Origin of the sequence: Aeromonas sp. ASNIH1, assembly GCF_002934285.1 — a bacterium.
Classification (GTDB): Bacteria; Pseudomonadota; Gammaproteobacteria; order Enterobacterales; family Aeromonadaceae; genus Aeromonas; species Aeromonas caviae.
In genome coordinates this window covers 3,749,772-3,771,598 of the sequence record NZ_CP026228.1, presented here as the reverse complement: position 1 = coordinate 3,771,598, position 21,827 = coordinate 3,749,772, and the positions used below count along the sequence as shown (strand labels likewise).

The following is a 21,827-nucleotide window of genomic DNA, read 5'->3' as shown; positions in this document are numbered from 1 at the left end:
TCCCTTGTACATCTTGTTCGCTGCACTGCAGCTTGTAGGGTCATAGCCATCCCGGGGCGGGATGGCTATCCAGAGGTCGGGCCCGGCGCAAGGCGCCCTGGCCCCGATACTACACGGCCCGGTTGAGCAACATCGACTTGATCTGACCGATGGCCTTGGTCGGGTTCAAGCCCTTGGGACAGACGTTCACGCAGTTCATGATGCCGTGGCAGCGGAACACGCTGAAGGCGTCATCCAGGTTGCCCAGTCGCTCACTGGCCGCAGTGTCGCGGCTGTCCGCCAGCCAGCGATAGGCGGCGAGCAGGCCGGCCGGACCGATGAACTTGTCCGGGTTCCACCAGAAGGAGGGGCAAGAGGTGGAGCAGCAGGCACAGAGTATGCACTCGTACAGGCCATCCAGCTTGGCGCGCTCTTCGGGGGATTGCAGGTGCTCACGCACGGGCGGCAGTTTTTCGTCGTTGATGAGGAAGGGTTTGACCTTCTCCCACTGGGTGTAGAACTGGGTCATGTCGATCACCAGATCCCGGATCACCGGCAGACCGGGCAAGGGTCGAATGACGACCTTGCTGCCCTTCTTCAAGAGATCCGAGAGCGGCGTGATGCAGGCCAGACCGTTCTTGCCATTCATGTTGAGACCGTCAGATCCACAGACCCCTTCGCGGCAGGAGCGGCGGAAGGCGAGCGTGGGATCAAGCTCCTTGAGCTGGATCAGTGCGTCGAGCACCATCATGTCGGAACCTTCAGGAATATCAAGACGATAATCCTTCATATACGGGACGTTATCAACGTCCGGATTGTATCTGTAGACAGAGAATGTGACGTTCATTGTGCTTGGCTCCGCAATCAGTAAGTCCGGACCTTGGGCGGGAACGCCTCACGGGTCTTGGGTGACATGTTGACAGCGCGACGGGTCATGGACTCGGTGTCCGGATGATAGAGGCTGTGGCACAGCCAGCTCTCATCGTCACGCTCCGGGAAGTCGAAGCGGCTGTGGGCGCCACGACTCTCGGTACGGAAGTTCGCCGCCACCGCGGTGGCATAGGCGGTCTCCATCAGGTTGTCCAGCTCCAGGCACTCGATGCGCTGGGTATTGAACTCCTTGGAGGTGTCGTCCAGACGGGCGTTCTTGAGACGCTCGCGGATGAGTTTCAGCTCGGCCAGCCCTTCTGCCATGGCATCCCCTTCCCGGAACACGGAGAAGTTGTTCTGCATGCAGCGCTGCAGGTCCTTGCGGATCTGGGCCGGGTCTTCCCCGTCACGGTTGTTTTCCCAGCGGTTGAAGCGCTCCAGCGCCTTGGCGATGTCGGCGTCGGTGGCTTCCGTGCCGTGCTCCATCGAGCCCAGGGTCTCCACCAGGTGCATGCCGGCAGCACGACCGAACACAACCAGATCCAGCAGCGAGTTGCCGCCCAGACGGTTGGCACCGTGCACGGAGACGCAGGCGATCTCGCCCACCGCGAACAGACCGACAACCGGCACGTCGTTGCCATCCTTGTCCTGGGTCAGGCACTGGCCGTTCACGCTGGTCGGCACGCCGCCCATCATGTAGTGGCAGGTCGGGATGATGGGGATAGGCTCTTTGACCGGATCCACGTGGGCGAAGGTGCGAGAAAGCTCGCAGATGCCCGGCAGACGGGATTCCAGCACCTCTTTGCCGAGGTGATCCAGCTTGAGCTTGATGTGCGGGCCCCAGGGACCGTCGCAGCCACGGCCTTCGCGGATCTCGATCATGATGGAACGGGCCACCACGTCGCGACCGGCCAAGTCCTTGGCGTTCGGCGCATAACGCTCCATGAAGCGCTCGCCGTCCTTGTTCAGCAGGTAGCCGCCTTCACCGCGGCAACCTTCGGTCACCAGTACCCCTGCCCCGGCGATGCCGGTCGGGTGGAACTGCCAGAACTCCATGTCCTGCACGCCGACCCCGGCGCGCAGCGCCATGCCGACGCCGTCACCGGTGTTGATGTGGGCGTTGGTGGTGGACTGATAGATGCGACCGGCGCCGCCGGTGGCGAGCACGGTAGCCTTGGCCTTGAAGTAGACGACTTCACCGCTCTCCATGTCGATGGCGGTACAGCCGACGATATGACCATCCTGGTTCTTCACCAGATCCAGGGCATACCACTCGGAGAAGACGGTGGTCTTGTTCTTGACGTTTTGTTGATACAGGGTGTGCAGCAGGGCGTGACCGGTGCGGTCGGCTGCCGCCGCAGTGCGGGCAGCCTGCTCACCGCCGAAGTTCTTGGACTGACCGCCGAATGGACGCTGGTAGACGGTACCGTTGTCAAAGCGGGAGAAAGGCAAGCCCATGTTCTCCAGCTCATAGATGGCCTCGGGGCCGGTCTTGCACATGTATTCGATGGCTTCCTGATCACCGATGTAATCGGAGCCCTTGACGGTGTCATACATGTGCCACTGCCAGTTGTCGTCGTGGGCATTGCCCAGGGCGACCGTGATCCCGCCCTGGGCGGAGACCGTGTGGGAACGGGTCGGGAAAACCTTGGATAACAGGGCGCAGCTCTTGCCGGACTGGGCAATCTGCAGCGCGGCGCGCATACCGGCGCCACCGGCACCGATCACGACCGCATCAAATTCACGAGTTGGAATAGTCACCTTACACACCCCACAGCACGACGAAACCAGTCATCACATAGACAAACAGCACCACCACCAGCACAAACTGCAGCGCACCGCGCAGTCCGACCGGCTTGATATAGTCGGTCAGCACCTGCCACAGACCGATCCAGGCGTGGATCAAGACGCATACGAGCGTCAGCAGGGTGAAGACCTTGGTGAAGGTGTTGGAGAAGAAGCCGGTCCACACCTCGTAGGTGATGTCGTTGAACGCGACAAAGCCAACCAGATAGAGGACGTAGCACGTCATGATGAGGGCGGTGGCGCGGATCAGGATGTAATCATGAACACCGCTGCGCCCGAAAGTTGCAGAATTGGTTACCATACCAGTACCCCCGCCAATACCGCCAAAACCGCGGTGATCACGAAGGCCACACGGGCACTCTGATTACCGGATTCCAGCTCTTCCCAATAGCCCATGTCCATGACCAGGTGCCGCAGACCGCCCACGATGTGGTAAGCCAGCGCGGTCAGGATCCCCCACAGCACGAACTTGACCAGGAAGTTGTCCATGATGGCAACGACCGATTCAAATCCTTCGGGAGAGGCGAGTGAAGTACCAAGCATCCACAGCAAGATGGCCAATGCCACAAAGGTGATGACCCCTGAGACACGATGCAAGATGGAAGCGATGGCGGTGACAGGAAAGCTGATCGTCTGTAGGTCGAGGTTTACAGGTCTCTGTTTGTTTTTCACGGCTTTGCCCACTCAGCTCCATTGAGCACGTTAGTTATTGTTTTCACACGCTTTGAGGGCGAGGAGTGGCATTTGTTAGGTTTTTGTTACCAAAACAACTCAGGAAAGCCAAAAATAACATTTTCGATATCACATCTGGCTTTGCGAAAGCGTTTCAAACACCGACGACCATCACCCACGTGGCGCAGTATATCGGCGGCCTTAACCAATGACAATCAAATAGCTACACAGAAAATCCAAAACCGTAAACCAGATCTCACAACAGCTTTAACAAGTCATTAATGATCATCCAGCAAAATTGACAAAGACATGGTTCTCTGGTTCAAATAAGGCGCTCCAGCCGCCGTGGTACGGGTAAGAACCTTTGCCAGCGTCATAACAGTCGTAATAAAGTAGGGCTGGAACCAAATTATAAAAGAGCAAAGGAGACGTGCTATGGCTGATAAGATAGCCACCCTACATCTGCCCGGAAAAGAGCCGGTTGAACTGCCGATCCTCTCCGGTACCGTTGGACCCGATGTGATCGATGTCAGAAAGCTGGGCACGCAAGGATATTTCACCTTCGACCCCGGCTTCATGGCCACCGGTTCTTGCAAATCTTCCATCACCTACATCGATGGCGACCAGGGTGTCTTGCTGCACCGCGGTTACCCCATCGCCCAGTTGGCCACCCAGGCCAGCTACCTCGAAGTCTGCTACATCCTGCTGTACGGCGAGGCCCCCACCAAGACCCAATATGCGGAATTTGAACGTCTGGTCACCCGCCACACCATGGTGCACGAGCAGATCGCCTTCTTCTTCCGCGGCTTCCGCCGCGACGCCCACCCCATGGCCGTCATGTGCGGCGTGGTCAGCGCGCTGTCCGCCTTCTATCATGACGCCCTCGACATCAACAACGAGGAGCATCGCGAGATCTGTGCATTCCGTCTGCTCTCCAAGATGCCGACCCTGGCCGCCATGTGTTACAAGTACTCCATCGGCCAGCCCTTCATGCAGCCGCGCAACGCCCTCTCCTATGCAGGCAACTTCCTGCACATGATGTTTGGCGTGCCGACCGAAGAGTACAAGGTCAACCCCATCATCGAGCGCGCCATGGACCGCATCTTCACCCTGCATGCGGACCATGAGCAAAACGCCTCCACCTCCACCGTGCGTCTGGCCGGTTCTTCCGGTGCCAACCCGTTTGCCTGTATCGCCGCGGGGATCGCCTCCCTGTGGGGCCCGGCCCACGGTGGTGCCAACGAAGCCTGCCTCAAGATGCTCGAAGAGATTGGCTCCGTGGATCGCATTCCCGAGTACATCGGCCGCGCCAAGGACAAGAACGATCCGTTCCGTCTGATGGGCTTCGGTCACCGGGTCTACAAGAACCACGACCCCCGTGCCACCGTAATGCGCGAAACCTGCCACGAGGTACTGACCGAGCTGCAGATCAAGGATCCGCTGCTGGACGTGGCCATGGAGCTGGAACGCATCGCGCTGTCCGACCCCTACTTCATCGAGAAGAAGCTCTACCCGAACGTGGACTTCTACTCCGGCATCATCATGAAGGCCATCGGTATCCCCATGTCCATGTTCACCGTGATCTTCGCCATCTCCCGTACCATCGGCTGGATTGCCCACTGGAACGAGATGCACTCGGACCCGGATCAGAAGATCGGCCGTCCCCGTCAGCTCTACACCGGTCAGCCCCTGCGCGAGTTCGTGCCCCTCGACCAGCGCTGAGCCCGATCTGTCATGGTTTGTTACAAAGGCGGTCATTGACCGCCTTTTCTTTTGCAGGTTTAATCGCGCCCTTTTACGCCAAGGACATTCATCATGAAATCTCCCCTGCTCCTCAGCTCCGCCCTCCTGCTCAGCGCCTGCCAGAGCGCCCCGACCACCGAAACCCTCTATATCCAGGACAAGTTGGCAGACTGCGTCGGTGTCGCCCCCATGAAGTGCATGCAGGTGCGCAGTCAGCCGGGAGAGAACTGGAGCCTCTTCTATCAGCAAATCGAAGGCTTCACCTTTGAACCGGGCTTTCGCTATCAACTGGAAGTGAGCAAGGAGCAACTTGCCGATGTGCCGGCCGATGCCCCTTCCTTGCGCTACCAGCTGATCAAGGTCGTGAGCAAGGAGCCGGTTCGCTGACGAGTCGCTGACAGGTAACCCGGTTTCGTTTGTGTGCTCTCTGAGGTATGCTGTCACCCCTTTTTGCCACGGTTTGAGTACGGACCCGACCCGCATCATGATCACGATCCGCACCATCCGCACGCCAGACTGGCCCGCCATCATGGCCATCCAGCACGAGTGTTATCACCAGTTCGAACCCGAGCCCCTCGAGGTGATGCAGAACAAAACCGAGCTGGCCCCCGCCTGCTGCTGGGTGGCCGAGCGTCAGGGCAAGGTGCTGGGCTACCTGCTCTGCCACCCCTGGCGTGCCCACCAGCCCCCGCCCCTCTCGGTGCCGATGAAGGCGCTGGCCGGCCACGACGAGTTCTATCTGCACGATCTCGCTGTCTCGAGCAAGGCACGCGGCCTGGGTGTCGGACAGCGACTGCTGGCAAGGGCACTCGCTTTCGCGAGCCATGCTGGATATCGCCATGCAGGCCTGGTGGCGGTTCAGGATGCCCCCGCCTTCTGGCGCAAGCAGGGGTTTGTGCCCGCCGACACCGGCAAATCGCTGGTGGAGTATGGTGACGGGGCTGTCTATATGCGGTTGCCCCTGGCAGACAGCGGTCCCGAACCGGGAACCATCAGCAGAGTTCAATAAAAAGAGTTCAATAAAAAAGGCGCCTTTCGGCGCCTTTTTCTATTTCGCGTTGCGCTCCCCACGGGGAGATCAAGCCTTGAACTTGCTGAACACCAGAGAGGCGTTGGTACCGCCAAAGCCGAAGCTGTTGGACATGACGGTATTGAGGTCGGCCGCTTCGTATTCACGCACGATGGGCAGGCCCACGGCTTTCTCGTCCAGGTTCTCGATGTTGATGCTGGGGGCGATGAAGCCGTGTTCCATCATCAGCAGGGAGTAGACGGCCTCATGCACGCCGGCGGCGCCCAGAGCGTGACCGGTCATCGCCTTGGTGGCGGAGAGCTTGGGTGCATTGCTGCCAAACAGGGTCTGAATGGCTTCCAGCTCCTTGGTGTCACCAACCGGAGTAGAGGTACCGTGAGTGTTGATGTAGTCCACCTTGCCGACACCCTGCATCGCCATCTTCATGCAACGCACGGCGCCTTCGCCACTCGGGGCCACCATGTCGTAGCCGTCGGAGGTCGCACCGTAACCGGTGATTTCGGCGTAGATGTGGGCACCACGGGCCAGGGCGTGTTCCAGCTCCTCGACCACCAGGATGCCGCCACCACCGGAGATGACGAAGCCGTCGCGGTCCGCATCATAGGTGCGGGACGCTTTTTCCGGGTTGTCGTTGTACTTGGTGGAGAGCGCGCCCATGGCGTCGAACTGGATGGTGGAAGACCAGTCAAGCTCCTCGCCGCCACCGGCAAAGATGATGTCCTGCTTGCCAAGCTGGATCAGTTCCAGGGCGTGACCGATGCAATGGGCAGAGGTCGCACAGGCGGAGCTGATGGTGTAGTTGACACCTTTTATCTTGAACGGGGTGGCCAGGCAGGCGGAGGTGGTGGAGGACATGGTACGCGGCACCATGTAGGGACCCACCCGCTTGACGCCCTTTTCACGGGCGATATCGGCAGATTCGGAGGTGTTCTTGCCGGAGGCGCCGCCGGAACCGGTCACGATGCCGGTACGCTCGTTGGAGACCATCTCTTCCGGCAGGCCGGCATCTTCGATGGCCTGCTGCATGGAGAGGTAGGCGTAGGCCGCGGCGTCACCCATGAAACGCATGACTTTACGGTCGATCAGTTCAGACGGATCGAGTTTGATGTTACCCCAGACACGGCTGCGCAGGTTGTACTGCTCGAACTGCTCGGAATAGGTGATGCCGGATTTGCCTGCTTTCAGGGAGGCCAGCACCTCTTCCTTGTTGTTGCCGATACTGGAGATGACGCCGATACCGGTGATCACTGCTCTTCTCATTAATTCATCTCGTCTGGAAAAACTGGCACCGAGTCTACCCGCTTTCGGCTGCCAAACTGGTCTGCTTTCACGTAGAATGCCCGCGATTTTGTGACGCGAGCCGAGGAAAACGTGAGTCAAACATCCTTACATCATGCCCGATTGGACTGGAACGAAGCGGGAACTCCAGTCTCCAGTGAGTTCGGGGATGTGTACTTTTCCAATGATAACGGTCTAAGTGAAACCCGCTACGTCTTTTTGCAGCAAAATCGACTGCCAGAGCGATTTTCGCACCACGATAGTGACAGTTTCGTGATTGGTGAAACAGGTTTCGGTACAGGACTTAACTTTCTGGCCACAATGGCCGCCTTTCTGGAACAGGCCCCCCTGTCCGGCAACGGATCCCGGCTGCACTTCATCAGCGTCGAGAAATACCCTCTTACCCAGGCCGATCTGCGCAAGGCCCTGGCCGCCTGGCCCGAGCTCGCCCCCTTGAGCCAGCCTCTCATCGACCAGTGGCCGTTGCCGGTCTCCGGCTGCCATCGCCTGCTCTTTGCCGATGGCCGCATCCGTCTCGATCTCTGGTTTGGCGACATCAAGGAGATGCTGCCCCAGGTGCCCCATCCGGCAACTGGTCTGGTGGACGCCTGGTATCTGGACGGTTTCTCCCCTGCCAAGAACCCAGAGATGTGGACCCAGGATCTCTTCGACGATCTCGCTCGCCTCGCCCGCCCCGATGCCACCCTCTCGACCTTTACCTGCGCCGGTTTCGTGCGACGGGGGCTGATTGCCGCCGGCTTTGCCATGAAGAAGGTGAAGGGCCACGGCAGCAAGCGGGAGATGCTGGCGGGTGTTCGGGAAGGCAAAGTGCCGCAGCAGAGCATCGCCCCCTGGTATGCCCGCCCCGCAGGGCGGGAGGGAGAGGTGCTCATCATCGGTGGCGGCATCGCTTCCGCCATGACGGCGCTCTCTCTGGTGGAGCGGGGTCGGCACGTCACCTTGCTGTGCGAAGACGGCGAACCGGCCAGCGGCGCTTCCGGCAATCGACAAGGAGCCCTCTACCCCCTGCTCAACGGCGAGCACGATGCCCTGTCGCGCTTCTATTCGCTGGCCTTCGGCTTTGCCAGAAACCGGCTGCTGGCTTTGGCAAAGCACCACCCCGTCGCCTTCTCCCTGTGTGGCGTCACCCAACTCGGCTACGACGACAAATCCGCCGCCAAGCTTGCCAAGATGAGCCAGGGCCCCTTCCCCCCCGAGCTGATGCACCCACTCTCGGCAGCGGAGGTTGAGCAGGTGGTCGGCCTGCCCTGCGATGCGGATGGTGTGAGCTATCCCCTGGGGGGCTGGCTCTGTCCGGCGGATCTCACCCGCGCCGCCATCAGGGAGGCGCAGGCCAGCGGGCGGCTGGAAGTGGTGTTCAATGCCGCTGTAACCCGCATTGCCGAAGAGGCCGATGGCTGGCACCTGGAGAGCCGGGATGGCCGCCAGTGGCGTGCCCCCAATCTGGTGGTGGCAGCCGGGCATCAGTTGCCAGCCCTTCTCCCCTTTGCCGAGCTGCCGCTCTATCCGGTGCGCGGCCAGGTGAGCCATGTGCCGACCACGGCTGGCTTGAGCCAGCTCAAGAGCGTGCTCTGCTACGATGGCTACCTCACACCGGCCCACAACGGCGCGCACTGCATCGGGGCCAGCTATGGCCGCAACCAGACCGATCTAGCTTACCGCACCGACGAGCAGGAGCAGAACAGGGCGCGGCTGCAAGCCTGTGTGCCCCAGCAGCGCTGGCCTGCCGAGGTGGATGTGAGCGGTGCTCTGGCCCGCATCGGGTTGCGCTGCGCCAGCCGGGATCACCTGCCGGTAGCCGGGCCCGTCGCCCGGTTGGCGGCGCTGGCGGATCATGACGTCAACGCCCCCGCGGATCAGCAGAGCGCACTGCCCCTGCACGCCGGCCTCTACGTGCTGGGGGCGCTCGGCTCCCGGGGTCTGTGCTCGGCGCCCCTGTGCGGCGAACTGGTCGCCAGCGAGATCTGCGGCGATCCCCTGCCGCTGGCCGCCGATCTGCTGGAGGCGCTCCATCCCGCCCGCTACTGGGTGCGAAGGCTGCGCAGGGGCAAGCCACTGCGCGACTAGCCACCCAGGAGCCGGGGCTGCCAGCCTCCACGCTATTGGCGCACCAACAAAAAAACGGGCTCAATCAGCCCGTTTTTTTATGTTTCCCATGAGCGGCCATGGGACTGTACACGTGTTATCAGCCAGCCCTGGGCCAGACGACCCCCAGCTTGCGACCCTGATCGGTCTGGCGGGCCAGGCTGTCGAACCGCGCCCGGGTGGCCTCCAGCACCGCCTGCCCTGCCTGCCAGCCCTGATGCTCCAGAGTTGGGCAATCCCGGGTCACCGGCAACTGGGCGAGGCGCGTGCCAAGCTGGCTCACGCTCTCCAGCAGGATGTCCTTGTGACGACTCTCGTAGTCAAACATGGCGGCCACCAGCTTGTCCCACTTCTGGCGCTCCTTCGCGGGCGCACGGGCCTTGTCCATCCAGTTGGGCACCCTGACCTGGATGCGGGCACGGACGCTGGCCTGCTCCAGCTCGCAGCGCGCCGCCGTCGCCTTCGTCTGCAACTGCCAGGAGAGCTGATAGCTGGCCTTGCCGATGTGCCCGTCCGCCTGGGTGGGCGACAAGGCGGTGATCTGGCGCATCACGGCCCCCACATCGGCCCCGGAGACCCGATAGAACTGGAAGTCGACCTTGATATCGGGGGCGACCTTCACACCGGCATAGTGGGAAGGTACAGCACCGATTGAGGCGGCATAAATGAGGGCCACCGTCACCCCTGTCTTGCTGAAGAGTCCCATCTGTCCGCGGCTTTGCTCCTTGTGAGTCCCGGCTTAATTTCAATTAATAATCAATGAATTAATAACCCGATTGGGAGATTACCCCTGATCCAGCCCCCTGTCATCCGCTCTTGGCACCCGGTTGCTGCAAACGTGCGAGTCATCACCCCGGCTCAGGCGGGGATTTGCAGTCGAGATCACAAGCTGCCATCGAACGGATGGTGAAACACTCCTTAGTGGGTAATATCCGCAGTGTTTTTGTTGGCCGATGCCGGATAGTCCAGCGCAACCCTCTGGTGAGCCCTGGCAGGCCACCCCCTCACTTCAACTCTTGGGAAGGTTTTATGATAGAACTCCTGATCGGCACCCTGGTCACCCTGGCCGTGGGTCGCTACATCTTCAAGGGCTACTCCGCCACCGGGGTACTGCTCAGCGGCGGCCTGCTGCTGCTGGCGATCACCGCCCTGATGGGCAAGGCGGTGCTGCCGGCGAGCGTCCCCTCTACCGGCCACATGGCCACCGACATCTTCGAATACGTGCGCTTCCTGCTGGTCGACAGGGGGGGTGGCCTCGGCATGCTCATCATGGTGCTGTGCGGCTTTGCCGGCTACATGAGCCACATCGGCGCCAACACCATACTGGTGAAGCTCGCGAGCAAACCCCTCGGTGTCATCAAGTCCCCCTACATCCTGCTGGTGGCCGCCTATCTGGTCGCCTGCGCCATGTCGCTGGCGGTGAGCTCCGCAACCGGCCTCGGGGTTCTGCTGATGGCCACCCTCTTCCCGCTGATGGTCAACATGGGGATCTCCCGTGGCGCGGCAGCGGCGGTGTGCGCCTCGCCGGCCGCCATCATCCTCTCCCCCACCTCGGGGGACGTGGTGATGGCAGCCCAGGCCGCGAACATGGAGCTCATCGAGTTTGCATTCAAGCTGACCCTGCCCATTTCCCTGGTGGCCATCGCCGCCATGGCGGTGACCCACTTCTTCTGGCAACGTTATCTGGATCAGAAGGCCGGGGAGCACAACGCCGCGGTCGCCCCGAGCGATCTCGTCACCGACGCCCCCGGCTTCTACGCCATCCTGCCCTTCACCCCCATCATCGGTGTGCTGCTGTTTGACGGCAAACTGGGGCCCAAGCTCGACATCGTCACCATCATCGTCATCTGCCTAGTGCTGGCCGCCCTGCTGGAGCTGGTGCGCAAGCGCAACGGCCGCGAGCTGCTGGACGGGCTGCAGGTGTGCTGGCGCAACATGGCCGACGCTTTCGCCGGCGTGGTGATGCTGCTGGTGGGTGCCGGGGTCTTTGCCCAGGGTCTGATGGGACTCGGTTTCATCGCCAACCTCCTGGATCTGGCTCAGAGCTTCGGTACCGGCGGCATCGTCATCATGCTGGTGCTGGTGGTCATCACCACCCTGGCGGCCTTCACCACGGGTTCCGGCAACGCCCCCTTCTACGCCTTCGTGGAGCTCATCCCCCATTTGGCCACCAGCCTCGGCGTCAACCCGGCCTATCTGGTGATCCCCATGCTGCAGGCATCCAACCTCGGCCGCACCATCTCGCCGGTCTCCGGGGTGGTGGTCGCCTGTGCGGGGATGGGCAATCTCTCTCCGTTCGAGGTGGTCAAACGTACCTCGCTGCCGGTGGCCGTCGGCCTGCTGGTGGTGATCCTCGCCACCCAGATCATGGTTCCCGCCTGACTCTTTACCGGCCCGGCTGCCGCCGGGCTGGTATCCCCCCCACCCCATGCAGTAGACTCGGTGCTCTTTTTTCCTAAGGAGGACCGAGCCTTGAGTATGACGGTTCAACTTGCCCACTTCAGCGACTGCCACTCCCATTTCGATGGCGCCCCCATGCGCTTCTCCCCCGATGGCAAGTCCGAATGGCGCACCCAGTGCGGCGGCTATGGCCGCATCCTGACCCGGCTCACCGCCCTGCGCCAACAGGCCGAGGCAGCCGGCCAGACCTGCCTGCTGCTGCATGGCGGCGATACCTTCCAGGGGTCACTTTACTTCAACCGCTTCAAAGGGCGGGCCAATGCGGACCTGCTGGCCCTCTTGCGACCGGATGCCATGGTGATCGGCAACCACGAATTCGATCTGGGCAACGGGCCGCTGGTGGAGTTTTTGCGCCAGCTCGATTTCCCGGTGCTCGCCGCCAACATCGACAACCGTCAGGAGCCCGCCGATGCCCCGCTGCGGCTGCAGGGGCTGCCGCAGCTGTTTGACGCGAGCCGCCCCTGGCACAAGCGCGTCATCGACGACGTGCCCTTCGCCCTGCTCGGCATCACGCTGCCGCAGATGGCCGCCATCGCGAGCCCCGATCCCCACACCCGTTTCCACGGTATCGAAGAGACCTTGAGCCGCGCCCTCGAAGAGATCAAGGCCGAGGGGATCCACCACATCATATTGCTGAGCCACCTGGGTCTGGCGCAGGACAAGCGACTGGCGACCCGCTTCCCCGAGCTCAGCCTCATCGTCGGCGGGCACACCCACAGCCTGCTGGGGGATCTGGCGCCGCTCGGGCTCGACAGCGAAGGCAGCTATCCCCTCATGGTGAACGGGGTGGCCATCCTGCACGCCGCCCACAGCGCCCTCTGTCTCGGGGTGTGCGAACTCACCTTCGACGAGCAGGGACGCGTGTGCCAAAGCCGCGGCCAGCTGGAGTGGTTACCCTGGGATCCCTGGCCCTTTGCTTCCCCGCCTCCTGCGGGGCTGCACTTCTGCGAACCGGCCCCCGAGCTCGAGCAGCATCTGACCAGACGCTATCGCCCCGAGCTCGAAACCATGACCCGGCGCGTGGTGACCCGGCTCGCTGATCCGCTCCATCACCAGCGCCTGCCCGATGCCAGCCTGCCCGCCGGCAGCCAGGTCGCCCCCCTGGTAGCGAGTGCCATGCTGGCCAGTGCCCGCGAACAGGTGGGTCAGGTGGACTTTGCCTTGCACAATGCCGGGGGCGTGCGCTGCTCCCTCGAGCCAGGCCCCCTGACCGAAGCAGACGTTGCCGGACGCCTGCTGCCCTTTGCCATTCCCCTCACCCTCTACCGGGTGCACGGCCATGAACTGGCCGAAGCGCTGGAGGGGGCCATCGACAACGCCACCAACAATGGTGTGACGGGCAATGGCAGCGGCAGCTTCCCCTATACCGCCGGGGTGCGCTTCTGCTATCAGGCCGACAGACCCAAAGGGGAGAGGATCACTCGCCTGGAATGGGAAGTCAGCCCAGGTCAGTGGCAGCACGTCGAGCCGGATGCCATCTATCGCGGGGTCTCCAGTGCCTATACCGCCTCCGGCAAGGAGGGCTACACGGCCCTTGCCCGCACCCTGACCCAGCACAATCAGGAGCTCGGCATTACCCTGGCGGATGCCTTCCTGCGCTGGGCACGCCACCTGCCGGAACTCAGCCCCCTGCCGGCCCTGGTGGAGTATCACGGCCAGTGAATCTGGCACCGGCCCATCCCGGGTCGGTGCCGCCTTTCCCCCGCATAGGGGCATCCTGATCCGCTCCCAGGCGCAGGCCCCCTACCATGCAACCTCAGGCTGTGACGCCCGACTGCGCCAGCCCTGTCTTGTGATGGGGCCTGCCAGTGCAGCCAGAGGCGTGAAAACGATACTTTTACGAATTATTTCAGGTGCCTACACTTCTTCCATTGCATCGTGCAGCCCGGCTCGGCAAGATAAGCCCGCTTTTTCAGTCTTTCCCGCAGGAACAGGTCACCCATGAATCATGCCATCCGCTTTACCCCGCACCGCCACAATCCCGGGATCAGGCCGTCGGTCATCTTGCTCACCGCCCTGATGGCTCTGCTGTTCTGTCTGCGCAATCCGCTGTTCCACGGCATGGCCCCGGGATTTGATGCCTCCCTGTTTGCGGTGATGGGCAAGATGTGGAGCGAGGGGGGCGTACTCTATCGGGACATGATCGACATCAAGGGTCCCATGATCTTCGCCCTCGATGCACTGGGCTATGGCCTTGGTGGCTTCTTCGGGATCTGGCTGCTGGAGTGGGTGCTCTGCTGGCTGGGCCTCATGGCGAGCTGGCAGGCTTTTTCGCAGCTCGGGCTCTCGGTGCGGGCGCGACTTGGCAGCATGCTGGCCCTGCTGGCGCTCTACAGCACTCGCTACTACTACGGCAACATGACAGAGGACTGGACATTCCATCTGGCCCTCATCGCCCAGTGGGCTTTCATCACCATGCTGCTGGACAAGCGATTCAGCTGGGGACCGGCCCTGGTCGCCGCACTCACCTTCGCCATCGTGGCCTGGATGCGCACCAACAACGGCGCCTTCTGGGGTGCCTGGTATCTGGTGCTCTTCTGTCACTGGTGCCTGCGTGAGCAGTGGCGCTGCGCCTTTGCCCTGCTCTTTTCCAGCCTGCTTGGACTGGCCCTCGTCGGCGGCCCGCTCTATGCCTACTTCCAGCACCACGACGTGCTGGCCGAGTTCAAATACTACGCCTTCGGCATCTTCTTCGAAGGGAGCTACGGCAACGGCTTCTCTCCTGAGGTGGGCGCCGTCGGTCTGCTGCGCACCGGCCTCATCATGCTGCTGCCCGCCTTCCTCGTCCTGATGCTCGGGCGCCGCCAGGAGTGGTATCTCCCCGCGCTGTGCGCCACCCTGCTGGGGGTGCTGTTCACCCTGATCGCCAACTCGGTCTCCGGCCATGTGTTCGATCACTATGATGTGCTCTATCTGCAGCTTGGCCTGCTGCCGCTCGCCTGCCTGCTGGACAGAAGCGAGCAGCGATCCGATGCCCTGGGGCTACTTTGCATCTCCCTGGTGGTGCTGACCGCCAGCTGGTTGCTGGCCCAGCAGCTCGGTTACGGCTGGAGCACCAAGGAGTGGTCTCTGGAGCGGGTGCGCGAGGTGCTCGGCAACAGCCTGCTGTGGGCCTTGCCCGTGCTCATTCTGGTCCCGCTCTGGCGCGCCTGGGACGTGCGAAGCGCCACCCCCTGGCTCGCCTCGCTGGCCATGCTGGTACTGCTGGTCAACAACGCCTGGGAAGGCAATCTCAAGGGTAGGCCGTTCAATCCCCCCGCCCAGGTCAGGGTCGATCGTATCCTGGCCGAGACGGCGCCTACCGACAAGATCTGGGTCGATGGCATCCAGCCGCAATACTACCTCTGGACCGATCGCCAGCCGGCCTCCGCCTATCTGTTCTTTGCCAACGTCAACCCGCCCTACGATGTGCGCGAGCGGGTGCTGGCTGACATCCAGCGCCAACAACCCAAATTCATCATCGCCAAACCGGAGCGGGTGGCACAGGAGCTCAAGACTCCGACCTCCCCCTCCCACCTTGCCTTCTACCAGTATCTGGCAGCCCAGTATGAAGAGGTGGACCCGGGCCTGTACCGGCGCCGCTAATCAGGCACACAGAAGGGGCCATCCTGGTGATGGCCCCTTTTCGTTGTCGTCATAAAGAGGGGGGCCGACCATGTTCAAGGGGCCCCATCCTGACTACAATGGCGCTCTTTTTTGCGGCAGAGGGAAGAATCATGGCGGAGCTGACTTATCTGGGGGGCTATCCGGAGCCACTCAAGGCTCAGGTACAGCAGTTGATTGCGGCGGGCAAACTCGGCGAGATGCTGGCCAAACGCTACCCGCAAACCCACCTCGTCCAGAGCGACAAGGCGCTGCTCGCCTATACCATGGAGCTGAAGAACCGCTACCTGAAAAGCTCGGCGCCGCTTTCCAAGGTGATCTTCGACGGCAAGATCAACGTGATCAAGGATGCCCTGGGACTGCACACCTATGTCAGCCGGGTGCAAGGCAGCAAGCTCAAGGCCAAGAACGAGATCCGCATCGCCGCCCTGTTCAAGGAGGCCCATCCCGCCTTTCTCAAGATGATAGTGGTGCATGAGCTGGCCCACCTGAAGGAGAAGGATCACAACAAGGCTTTCTACCAACTCTGCCAGCACATGGAACCGGACTATCATCAACTGGAGTTCGATCTCAGGCTCTGGCTCACCTGGCGTGATATCGAGCGTACCGCCCGCTGATCCCCTTGCAAGGAGGCAAGATGCGCCCATGGCACACACCTCTCCAGCCCGTTCGCCATGGGCACTGGTTGCTCCCGGGGCTGATGCTCTGGCTCTTCTCCCTGCCGCTGTCGGCCACCGAACGCTGGCAGCGTGATGACTACCTTGTCCAGAGCTTCATGGAAATCGCCATGAAACGGGAGTATGGCCATGAACAACAGGAGCACTTCTCCCGCTGGCCGGGCCCCGTGCGTCTCAAGCTCGTCAACGAATTCGGCGACAAGCCGCTGCAGGCCGAGGTCGTCAAGGTACAGACCCGTCACCTGAGCAGGATCACCGGTCACCCCATCGAGATTGTCAACGACAACCCCAATCTCACCCTCATCATGACCCGGCACAAACAGATGGCGAGCTGGGCTGCGCGCACCATGCGCCAGGACGAGTCGGTGCGCATCGCCCTCAAGGAGGGGATCTGCCTGGCCAATTTCGCCACCAACGCTCGCTACGAGATCACCCGTGCCACCATCATCATTCCGGTGGATTACAGCCGGGCAAAGGGCCGTTTTCTGGATTGCGTGGTGGAAGAGCTGAGCCAGGTGATGGGGCTGCCCAACGACTCGGACAAGGTGTTCCCTTCCATCTTCAATGACAGCAGCATCGACAGCTTTCTGACCGGGCTCGATTACGTGTTGCTCAGGCTTGCCTACCACCCGGCATTGCAACCGGGCATGACGGCGGACGAGGTACGCGCGGCGCTCCCCACCGCCCTCAAGGCACTGCGTGCCAATGGCGACATCGCACAGGCCACCCAACGGGTGCAGGTCGACAGCCTCAAGCGTTGGGCGGGACTCTGAGCGCAGCCAGAAACATTACTCTTTCGCCTTTCGCCTTTCGCCTTTCGCCTTTCGCCTTTCGCCTTTCGCCTTTCGCCTTTCGCCTTTCGCCTTCATGGTCATGCGCTTACCCCATCAACGCAACACGCAGCCCGAGGCTGCGTGTTTTGAAGAGCGGTTCGGCAAAGCCGGTACAGGGATCATCATCCGGCTGGAGGTTCCTCCTCGCGCCCTGGCGGATCACGACGATGTTTGCCGCTGAGAGCTTATCTTCAGGCCTCCAGAGCCTCTTCTTCCGGCATCCAGCTATCGGCGTTTTCCCACACCTCCTGCACCATGGCTTCGGCCAGCTCCTTGTCTTCCTTGCTGGCGCGACTGACCGTCAGAGCCATGGCACTACCCGGTGCCACCCGCACATGCAGATCGGGAAAGCGCTCACCCAGTTGCTTGAGCAGCTCCTGGCGCAAGGCCTCCATGGTCGAGGTGGGAATCTGGTGTTTTCTGTCGATGATGATTTCCAGGCGCATAAGGTACGTCTCCATGATAGTTTACTGTATTTTTATACAGTAATTTTGAAAAGTAAAGATGGTGGCTGCACATAGGCCCTCACCGCCCATGCCTTCTTGCTGACGATGTGCAGCCGAACGGCCCCGATTTTCCCCCATCGCTGTCATCATGGAAAAAACAGTTGATATTAATTCTCATCCATCGCATTATTCACGTCTTGTTATAACATAACAAAAGAGGCAATCATGCGCCCCCATATTCACCCTGAATACCGCAAGGTTCTGTTCCACGATCTCGCCAGCAATACCTACTTTCTGATCGGCTCCACGCTGGCCACCGATCGCACCAGAGAGTGGGAAGATGGCAACACCTACCCCTATGTGACGCTGGATGTCTCCAGCGCGTCCCACCCCTTCTATACCGGCAAACAGAAGCAGGTCGGCAAGGAAGGTCAGGTCGCTCGCTTCGGCCAGCGATTCGGTCAGTTCTTCAGCAAAGGAAAAGAGAAACAATGAAAGTCCTCGCCTCCCTGAAATCCGCCAAGTCGCGTCACCCGGATTGCCAGATCGTGCGTCGGCGCGGCAAGCTGTTCGTCATCTGCAAGAGCAATCCCAGGTTCAAGGCTCGTCAGGGCTGATTGCGCATCCGCCCCCTCATGGATAACAAAAGCCCTCGTCATGAGGGCTTTGTCATCTCTGGGCTCTGCTCATAGCGGGGTGGCGCACTTGCGGTATTCGGTGGGGCTGACCCCTACCCGCTTTCGGAACACCCGCGAGAAGTAGAGCTGATCGTCATAGCCCACCTGCTGGCCTATGGTGGAGACCGACAGCGGCGTGGTCTGCAGCAGCAGCTTGGCCCGCATGATGCGCTGATCCTCGCGCCAGCGCACTATGCTCACCCCCACCTGCTCGCGAAACAGGTGCGCGAGGCGCGAGGGGGACAAGAACACCTGCTCCGCCAGCGCTTCCACCGAGATCTCGGCCGAGAGGGACTCGCTCAGGATCTGGCATGCCTCGTGGACCCGGTGATCGATGGCGGGATAGGCATTCTGGGACGATGCCTCGTAGCAGCGGATGAGCAACCGCTCCAAGAGGTTCATGGCCAGTTGCTCCGACATGGGCCGCAGCTGCTTGTGGGTCTCCTCGATGTCGAGGAAGAGGGCGTCGAATTCGGTGAGCAGCTGGTTGTCCGCCAGTTGCAGCCGCCCCACCTGCTCCGTCACCTGGGGCCACTTGAGCCAGTCAGCCCAATAGGCCCGCGGCCGGAAATAGACCCAGCGGTGATACCACTCCCGGGCATCCGGCGCCCGGCCGTAATGGTGCACCGCCGCTGGAGGAAAGAGCAGCAGGTCGCCGGGTTCCACGGTGAAGGCCTTGTCCCCCTGAAAGATCTGCCCCTTGCCCTTGATGGTCAGGTTGACGATGAACCCCTTCATGCCGTGGGGCCTGTCGATGGTGAAATCCAGCGCGCTCCCCTGCTCGATGGGAGTCATCCCCGAGACCAGGAAGACGTCGAAGGCATAGCCAGGCAGCAGGGGATTGAGTTGTTTCGGCTTCTCTTTTTGCATCGAGGACATGGCGGAAAACAGGGTTTCGGTAAAAAAGTCGACATGGGCCATTGTAGAGATCCGGCGTAGGAACCCCCTAAGTTCGCAAGCTGTGCGTTGTGAAATTGTTGAACTGGCTCACAGCTTGCCGGGGAAAACACCGGGCCGGCGCGAGGCCGACCCGGTGACGAGGAAAGACATCGCTCAGATACGGGCTTTGCGCACCTGCTTGTAGCGGTCGAACAGCACGGCGGCGAGCAGGATGAGGCCACGCACCACGTACTGGGCAAACGGGGAGATGTTGAGCAGGTTCATGGCGTTCTCCATCAGCCCCAGGATCAGCACCCCGGCGATGATGTAGGAGATCTTGCCGATCCCCCCCTTCATGGAGACCCCACCCAGCACGCAGGCGGAGATCACCACCAGCTCGAAGCCGATGGAGGTCATGGGCTGACCCGAGGTCATGCGGGATGCGAGGATGATGCCGGCGAGCGAGGCGATGAGCCCGGTCATGGTGAAGATGATGATCTTGGTGCGCACCACGTTGACCCCGGCCAGACGCGCCGCCTCCTCGTTGCCCCCCATGGCCAGGGTATTGCGCCCGAAGGTGGTCTTGTTGAGCAGCAGACCGAACAACACGAAGCAGACAGCCGTCAGCCAGATGGGCGTCGGGATGCCGAGCAGGGCGGAGTTGCCAAGCTCGAAGAAGCCCTCCTCCACGATGCCCACCGCCTTGCCGTCGGAGATGATGTAGCCCACCCCGCGCGCCATCTGCATGGTGGCAAGGGTGGTGATGAGGGCGTTGATCTTGAATTTGGCCACGACGATGCCGTTGATGAGGCCAAAGACAAGGCCCACCGAGAGACCGGCCAGAATACCGAGGGGGATGCTCTCGGTGGCGTTGATGCCCACCGCGCAGGCAACCCCGGAGCAGGCCACCACGGAGCCCACCGACATGTCGAACTCGCCGGAGGCGAGGCAGAACAGCATGCCGCAGGCCACCATGCCCGACATGGAGACGGCAAGCCCGAGCCCCCGCATGTTGATAAGGCTGGCGAAGTTGGGGACCAGCACGCAGGCGAGCAGAAACAGGATGGCGAAGATCACCAGCATGCCGTACTGATCCCAGATGCGGGTCAGTTGCAGGCGGGTACCGCTCGCCGCGGTGTCGTTGGCGGCTTGGCCGACCGAGGTCGTTGTTGTCATGGTATTTCTCCTGAAAATTCCGGGTGCTATCTCGTTGCGGTCAGCAGATCAACGGGCCGGCATGGCCAGATTGAGCGCCTTGACCTCGTTGGCCTCGTCGTGGGAAAGCTCTCCGGCGATCTCCCCCTCCCGCATGACCAGGATCCGATCCGCGATGCCCAGCACCTCCGGCAGCTCGCTCGAGACCACCACCACGGCGATGCCCACCTTGGCCAGATCGTAAATCACGTTGTAAATCTCGTTCTTTGCCCCGACGTCGATGCCTCGGGTCGGCTCGTCGAGCAGGATCACTTTCATGTCTTCCGACAGCCAGCGCCCCAGAATGGCCTTCTGCTGGTTGCCGCCGGAGAGGTTCATGATGGCCTGCTGGGGAGACGGGGTCTTGACCCGCATGTCGCGGATCCGCAGCCTCGCGTTCTCGTCTTCCCACTTCTGGTTGATCCAGAAGCCTCCCCACGCGTGGTGGCGGCGAGCGCTGATGTTGATGTTCTCCTGCACCGAATGGATGGGGATGATGCCGAGCGCCTTCCTGTCTTCGGTACAGAGCATGATGCCGCTGCGAATGGCGTCGATGGGGCTCTGAATGACAACCTGTTTGCCAAACACCGATATCTCGCCCCCTCGAGGTGTCTCGGCGCCGAAGATAAGCTTCATCAGCTCGCTGCGCCCGGCCCCCACCAGCCCGAAGATGCCGAGGATCTCCCCTCTCTTTACCTCGAGCGACACCGGCGCCTTGAGGCCGGGCCCCATCAGGTGCTCCACCTTGAGGCCCGCCTCGCCAAGCGGCCTTGGGCTGTAACCATAGATGTCGGTCAGTTCGCGCCCCACCATGGTCTTGACCAGCAGATCCCGGTCCACCTCGGCCATGGAAGCGAAGGTGCGCACGAACTGGCCATCCTTGAACACCGTGATGGCATCGCACAGGGCGAAGATCTCGTCCATGCGGTGGGAGACGTAGAGAATGACCTTGCCCTCGTCCCGCAACTGGCGGATGACCCGAAACAGCTGCTCAATCTCGCGGGACGAGAGGCTGCTGGTCGGCTCGTCGAAGGCGATGACGCTGGCGTCCCGGGTCAGGGCCTTGGCGATCTCCACCATCTGCCACTGACCCAGGGACAGGTACTTGAGCGGCGTCTCGGGGGAGACATCCATCCCGAGGCGTGCCAGCTGCCTGGCTGCATCCTGATAGAGCTTCTCCCGATCGATGACGCCGCGCCGGGTCGGCAACTGCCCCAGGTAGATGTTCTCCGCCACGCTCATTTCAGGGACCAGGTGCAGCTCCTGATAGATGATGGCGATCCCGCTCTCAAGGGCATCGACCGTGTTTTGGAACACTTTCTCCTGACCCGCCAGCTTCACCACCCCGCGGGTGGGCGCCTGAAAACCGCTCAGGATCTTGAGCAGGGTGGACTTGCCGGCCCCGTTCTCTCCCATCAGCGCGTGTACCGTGCCCTGCTGGCAGGCGAAGGAGACGTTCTGCAGCGCCTTGACGCCGGGAAACTCCTTGCTGATGCCGCAAAACTCCAGATATGGAACTTGATTCATGAGATGACTCCAGCCAGCCGGCACGGCGCACTCCGCCATGCCGGCAT

At 61.7% G+C, this 21,827-nt stretch carries 21 protein-coding genes; 11 read left to right on the top strand and 10 right to left on the bottom strand.

All coding sequences use genetic code 11. The features are described 5' to 3' along the window. Positions 1 to 109: 109 nt before the first annotated feature. Genes C2U37_RS18420 through sdhC form a run of 4 tightly spaced genes read right to left on the bottom strand, consistent with a single transcriptional unit; the run spans position 110 to position 3,339 of the window. Complete coding sequence (locus C2U37_RS18420; RefSeq protein ID WP_010674497.1) at positions 110 to 826, bottom strand: succinate dehydrogenase iron-sulfur subunit; 717 nt, start codon at positions 824 to 826, stop codon at positions 110 to 112. Positions 827 to 843: 17 nt separating this feature from the next. Continuing rightward, positions 844 to 2,610 (bottom strand): succinate dehydrogenase flavoprotein subunit, encoded by a 1,767-nt coding sequence (gene sdhA, locus C2U37_RS18415; protein WP_103858742.1) that lies wholly within the window; start codon positions 2,608 to 2,610, stop codon positions 844 to 846. A gap of 1 nt (position 2,611) precedes the next feature. Further along, on the bottom strand, positions 2,612 to 2,956 hold the full coding sequence (sdhD, locus tag C2U37_RS18410; protein ID WP_010674495.1) for a succinate dehydrogenase, hydrophobic membrane anchor protein: 345 nt from the start codon (positions 2,954 to 2,956) through the stop codon (positions 2,612 to 2,614). Continuing rightward, a complete protein-coding gene (gene sdhC / locus C2U37_RS18405) occupies positions 2,950 to 3,339 on the bottom strand; it encodes a succinate dehydrogenase cytochrome b556 subunit (RefSeq protein WP_029314418.1) in 390 nt (129 codons plus the stop codon). Before sdhC ends, sdhD begins: the two co-directional genes overlap by 7 nt. 423 nt (positions 3,340 to 3,762) lie before the next feature. Here sdhC and C2U37_RS18400 point away from each other — a divergent pair, with 423 nt between their 5' ends. The 3 genes from C2U37_RS18400 (at position 3,763) to C2U37_RS18390 (ending at position 6,079) form a co-directional block, all read left to right on the top strand. Continuing rightward, the gene (locus C2U37_RS18400; RefSeq protein ID WP_103858741.1) at positions 3,763 to 5,049 is read left to right on the top strand and encodes a citrate synthase; all 1,287 of its coding nucleotides are present in this window, start codon (positions 3,763 to 3,765) and stop codon (positions 5,047 to 5,049) included. A 93-nt stretch (positions 5,050 to 5,142) separates the two neighbouring features. After that, a complete protein-coding gene (locus C2U37_RS18395) occupies positions 5,143 to 5,457 on the top strand; it encodes a DUF4377 domain-containing protein (RefSeq protein WP_042863768.1) in 315 nt (104 codons plus the stop codon). A 97-nt stretch (positions 5,458 to 5,554) separates the two neighbouring features. Then, complete coding sequence (locus C2U37_RS18390) at positions 5,555 to 6,079, top strand: GNAT family N-acetyltransferase (protein ID WP_103858740.1); 525 nt, start codon at positions 5,555 to 5,557, stop codon at positions 6,077 to 6,079. Positions 6,080 to 6,148: 69 nt separating this feature from the next. On the opposite strand, the gene fabB is transcribed toward C2U37_RS18390, so the two are convergent. Beyond that, entirely contained in the window at positions 6,149 to 7,360 is a 1,212-nt protein-coding gene (gene fabB / locus C2U37_RS18385) for a beta-ketoacyl-ACP synthase I (RefSeq protein WP_029314417.1), read from the bottom strand. Positions 7,361 to 7,450: 90 nt separating this feature from the next. On the opposite strand from fabB, the gene mnmC reads away from it, so the two are divergent. After that, positions 7,451 to 9,466 (top strand): bifunctional tRNA (5-methylaminomethyl-2-thiouridine)(34)-methyltransferase MnmD/FAD-dependent 5-carboxymethylaminomethyl-2-thiouridine(34) oxidoreductase MnmC, encoded by a 2,016-nt coding sequence (gene mnmC, locus C2U37_RS18380; RefSeq protein ID WP_181023104.1) that lies wholly within the window; start codon positions 7,451 to 7,453, stop codon positions 9,464 to 9,466. 118 nt (positions 9,467 to 9,584) lie between these two features. Here mnmC and C2U37_RS18375 read toward each other — a convergent pair whose 3' ends face one another. Beyond that, the gene (locus C2U37_RS18375; protein ID WP_103858738.1) at positions 9,585 to 10,190 is read right to left on the bottom strand and encodes a DUF922 domain-containing protein; all 606 of its coding nucleotides are present in this window, start codon (positions 10,188 to 10,190) and stop codon (positions 9,585 to 9,587) included. A gap of 323 nt (positions 10,191 to 10,513) precedes the next feature. On the opposite strand from C2U37_RS18375, the gene dcuC reads away from it, so the two are divergent. The 5 genes from dcuC to C2U37_RS18350 all read left to right on the top strand — a co-directional run bounded on the left by dcuC (position 10,514) and on the right by C2U37_RS18350 (position 16,997). Continuing rightward, the gene (gene dcuC, locus C2U37_RS18370; RefSeq protein ID WP_010674486.1) at positions 10,514 to 11,866 is read left to right on the top strand and encodes an anaerobic C4-dicarboxylate transporter DcuC; all 1,353 of its coding nucleotides are present in this window, start codon (positions 10,514 to 10,516) and stop codon (positions 11,864 to 11,866) included. Between the two features lie 90 nt (positions 11,867 to 11,956). Beyond that, positions 11,957 to 13,606: a bifunctional metallophosphatase/5'-nucleotidase gene (locus C2U37_RS18365; protein WP_104452873.1), complete on the top strand. Its 1,650-nt coding sequence runs from the start codon at positions 11,957 to 11,959 to the stop codon at positions 13,604 to 13,606. Positions 13,607 to 13,885: 279 nt separating this feature from the next. Continuing rightward, complete coding sequence (locus C2U37_RS18360) at positions 13,886 to 15,529, top strand: hypothetical protein (protein ID WP_104452872.1); 1,644 nt, start codon at positions 13,886 to 13,888, stop codon at positions 15,527 to 15,529. A 131-nt stretch (positions 15,530 to 15,660) separates the two neighbouring features. Further along, entirely contained in the window at positions 15,661 to 16,164 is a 504-nt protein-coding gene (locus C2U37_RS18355) for a M48 family metallopeptidase (protein ID WP_010674483.1), read from the top strand. A 20-nt stretch (positions 16,165 to 16,184) separates the two neighbouring features. Continuing rightward, positions 16,185 to 16,997, top strand: coding sequence for a DUF2927 domain-containing protein (locus C2U37_RS18350; protein WP_052258834.1), 813 nt, complete (start codon positions 16,185 to 16,187; stop codon positions 16,995 to 16,997). Positions 16,998 to 17,248: 251 nt separating this feature from the next. Here the strand turns inward: C2U37_RS18350 and C2U37_RS18345 are convergent, their stop codons facing one another. Next, positions 17,249 to 17,503 (bottom strand): DinI family protein, encoded by a 255-nt coding sequence (locus C2U37_RS18345; protein ID WP_010674481.1) that lies wholly within the window; start codon positions 17,501 to 17,503, stop codon positions 17,249 to 17,251. Positions 17,504 to 17,728: 225 nt separating this feature from the next. Here C2U37_RS18345 and C2U37_RS18340 point away from each other — a divergent pair, with 225 nt between their 5' ends. Beyond that, a complete protein-coding gene (locus C2U37_RS18340; RefSeq protein WP_039040091.1) occupies positions 17,729 to 17,998 on the top strand; it encodes a type B 50S ribosomal protein L31 in 270 nt (89 codons plus the stop codon). Continuing rightward, positions 17,995 to 18,120: a type B 50S ribosomal protein L36 gene (gene ykgO, locus C2U37_RS18335; protein ID WP_010674479.1), complete on the top strand. Its 126-nt coding sequence runs from the start codon at positions 17,995 to 17,997 to the stop codon at positions 18,118 to 18,120. The genes C2U37_RS18340 and ykgO overlap by 4 nt, the downstream gene beginning before the upstream one ends. Before the next feature lie 69 nt (positions 18,121 to 18,189). On the opposite strand, the gene araC is transcribed toward ykgO, so the two are convergent. The 3 genes from araC to araG all read right to left on the bottom strand — a co-directional run bounded on the left by araC (position 18,190) and on the right by araG (position 21,780). Next, positions 18,190 to 19,101 carry an arabinose operon transcriptional regulator AraC gene (gene araC / locus C2U37_RS18330; protein WP_104452871.1) on the bottom strand — a complete coding sequence of 304 codons (912 nt, stop codon included), beginning with the start codon at positions 19,099 to 19,101 and terminating at the stop codon, positions 18,190 to 18,192. A gap of 132 nt (positions 19,102 to 19,233) precedes the next feature. Next, on the bottom strand, positions 19,234 to 20,235 hold the full coding sequence (gene araH / locus C2U37_RS18325; RefSeq protein WP_010674477.1) for an L-arabinose ABC transporter permease AraH: 1,002 nt from the start codon (positions 20,233 to 20,235) through the stop codon (positions 19,234 to 19,236). 48 nt (positions 20,236 to 20,283) lie between these two features. Further along, the gene (gene araG, locus C2U37_RS18320; RefSeq protein ID WP_010674476.1) at positions 20,284 to 21,780 is read right to left on the bottom strand and encodes an L-arabinose ABC transporter ATP-binding protein AraG; all 1,497 of its coding nucleotides are present in this window, start codon (positions 21,778 to 21,780) and stop codon (positions 20,284 to 20,286) included. Positions 21,781 to 21,827 lie beyond the last annotated feature (47 nt).

Excerpts from the sequence above, each read along its gene's own strand:
- C2U37_RS18420 (WP_010674497.1), bottom strand. The coding sequence starts at position 826 with ATGAACGTCACATTCTCTGTCTACAGATACAATCCGGACGTTGATAAC.
- sdhD (WP_010674495.1), bottom strand. The coding sequence starts at position 2,956 with ATGGTAACCAATTCTGCAACTTTCGGGCGCAGCGGTGTTCATGATTAC.
- C2U37_RS18400 (WP_103858741.1), top strand. The coding sequence starts at position 3,763 with ATGGCTGATAAGATAGCCACCCTACATCTGCCCGGAAAAGAGCCGGTT.
- C2U37_RS18395 (WP_042863768.1), top strand. The coding sequence starts at position 5,143 with ATGAAATCTCCCCTGCTCCTCAGCTCCGCCCTCCTGCTCAGCGCCTGC.
- C2U37_RS18390 (WP_103858740.1), top strand. The coding sequence starts at position 5,555 with ATGATCACGATCCGCACCATCCGCACGCCAGACTGGCCCGCCATCATG.
- fabB (WP_029314417.1), bottom strand. The coding sequence starts at position 7,360 with ATGAGAAGAGCAGTGATCACCGGTATCGGCGTCATCTCCAGTATCGGC.
- C2U37_RS18375 (WP_103858738.1), bottom strand. The coding sequence starts at position 10,190 with ATGGGACTCTTCAGCAAGACAGGGGTGACGGTGGCCCTCATTTATGCC.
- dcuC (WP_010674486.1), top strand. The coding sequence starts at position 10,514 with ATGATAGAACTCCTGATCGGCACCCTGGTCACCCTGGCCGTGGGTCGC.
- C2U37_RS18360 (WP_104452872.1), top strand. The coding sequence starts at position 13,886 with ATGAATCATGCCATCCGCTTTACCCCGCACCGCCACAATCCCGGGATC.
- C2U37_RS18355 (WP_010674483.1), top strand. The coding sequence starts at position 15,661 with ATGGCGGAGCTGACTTATCTGGGGGGCTATCCGGAGCCACTCAAGGCT.
- C2U37_RS18350 (WP_052258834.1), top strand. The coding sequence starts at position 16,185 with ATGCGCCCATGGCACACACCTCTCCAGCCCGTTCGCCATGGGCACTGG.
- C2U37_RS18345 (WP_010674481.1), bottom strand. The coding sequence starts at position 17,503 with ATGCGCCTGGAAATCATCATCGACAGAAAACACCAGATTCCCACCTCG.
- C2U37_RS18340 (WP_039040091.1), top strand. The coding sequence starts at position 17,729 with ATGCGCCCCCATATTCACCCTGAATACCGCAAGGTTCTGTTCCACGAT.
- ykgO (WP_010674479.1), top strand. The coding sequence starts at position 17,995 with ATGAAAGTCCTCGCCTCCCTGAAATCCGCCAAGTCGCGTCACCCGGAT.
- araC (WP_104452871.1), bottom strand. The coding sequence starts at position 19,101 with ATGGCCCATGTCGACTTTTTTACCGAAACCCTGTTTTCCGCCATGTCC.
- araH (WP_010674477.1), bottom strand. The coding sequence starts at position 20,235 with ATGACAACAACGACCTCGGTCGGCCAAGCCGCCAACGACACCGCGGCG.
- araG (WP_010674476.1), bottom strand. The coding sequence starts at position 21,780 with ATGAATCAAGTTCCATATCTGGAGTTTTGCGGCATCAGCAAGGAGTTT.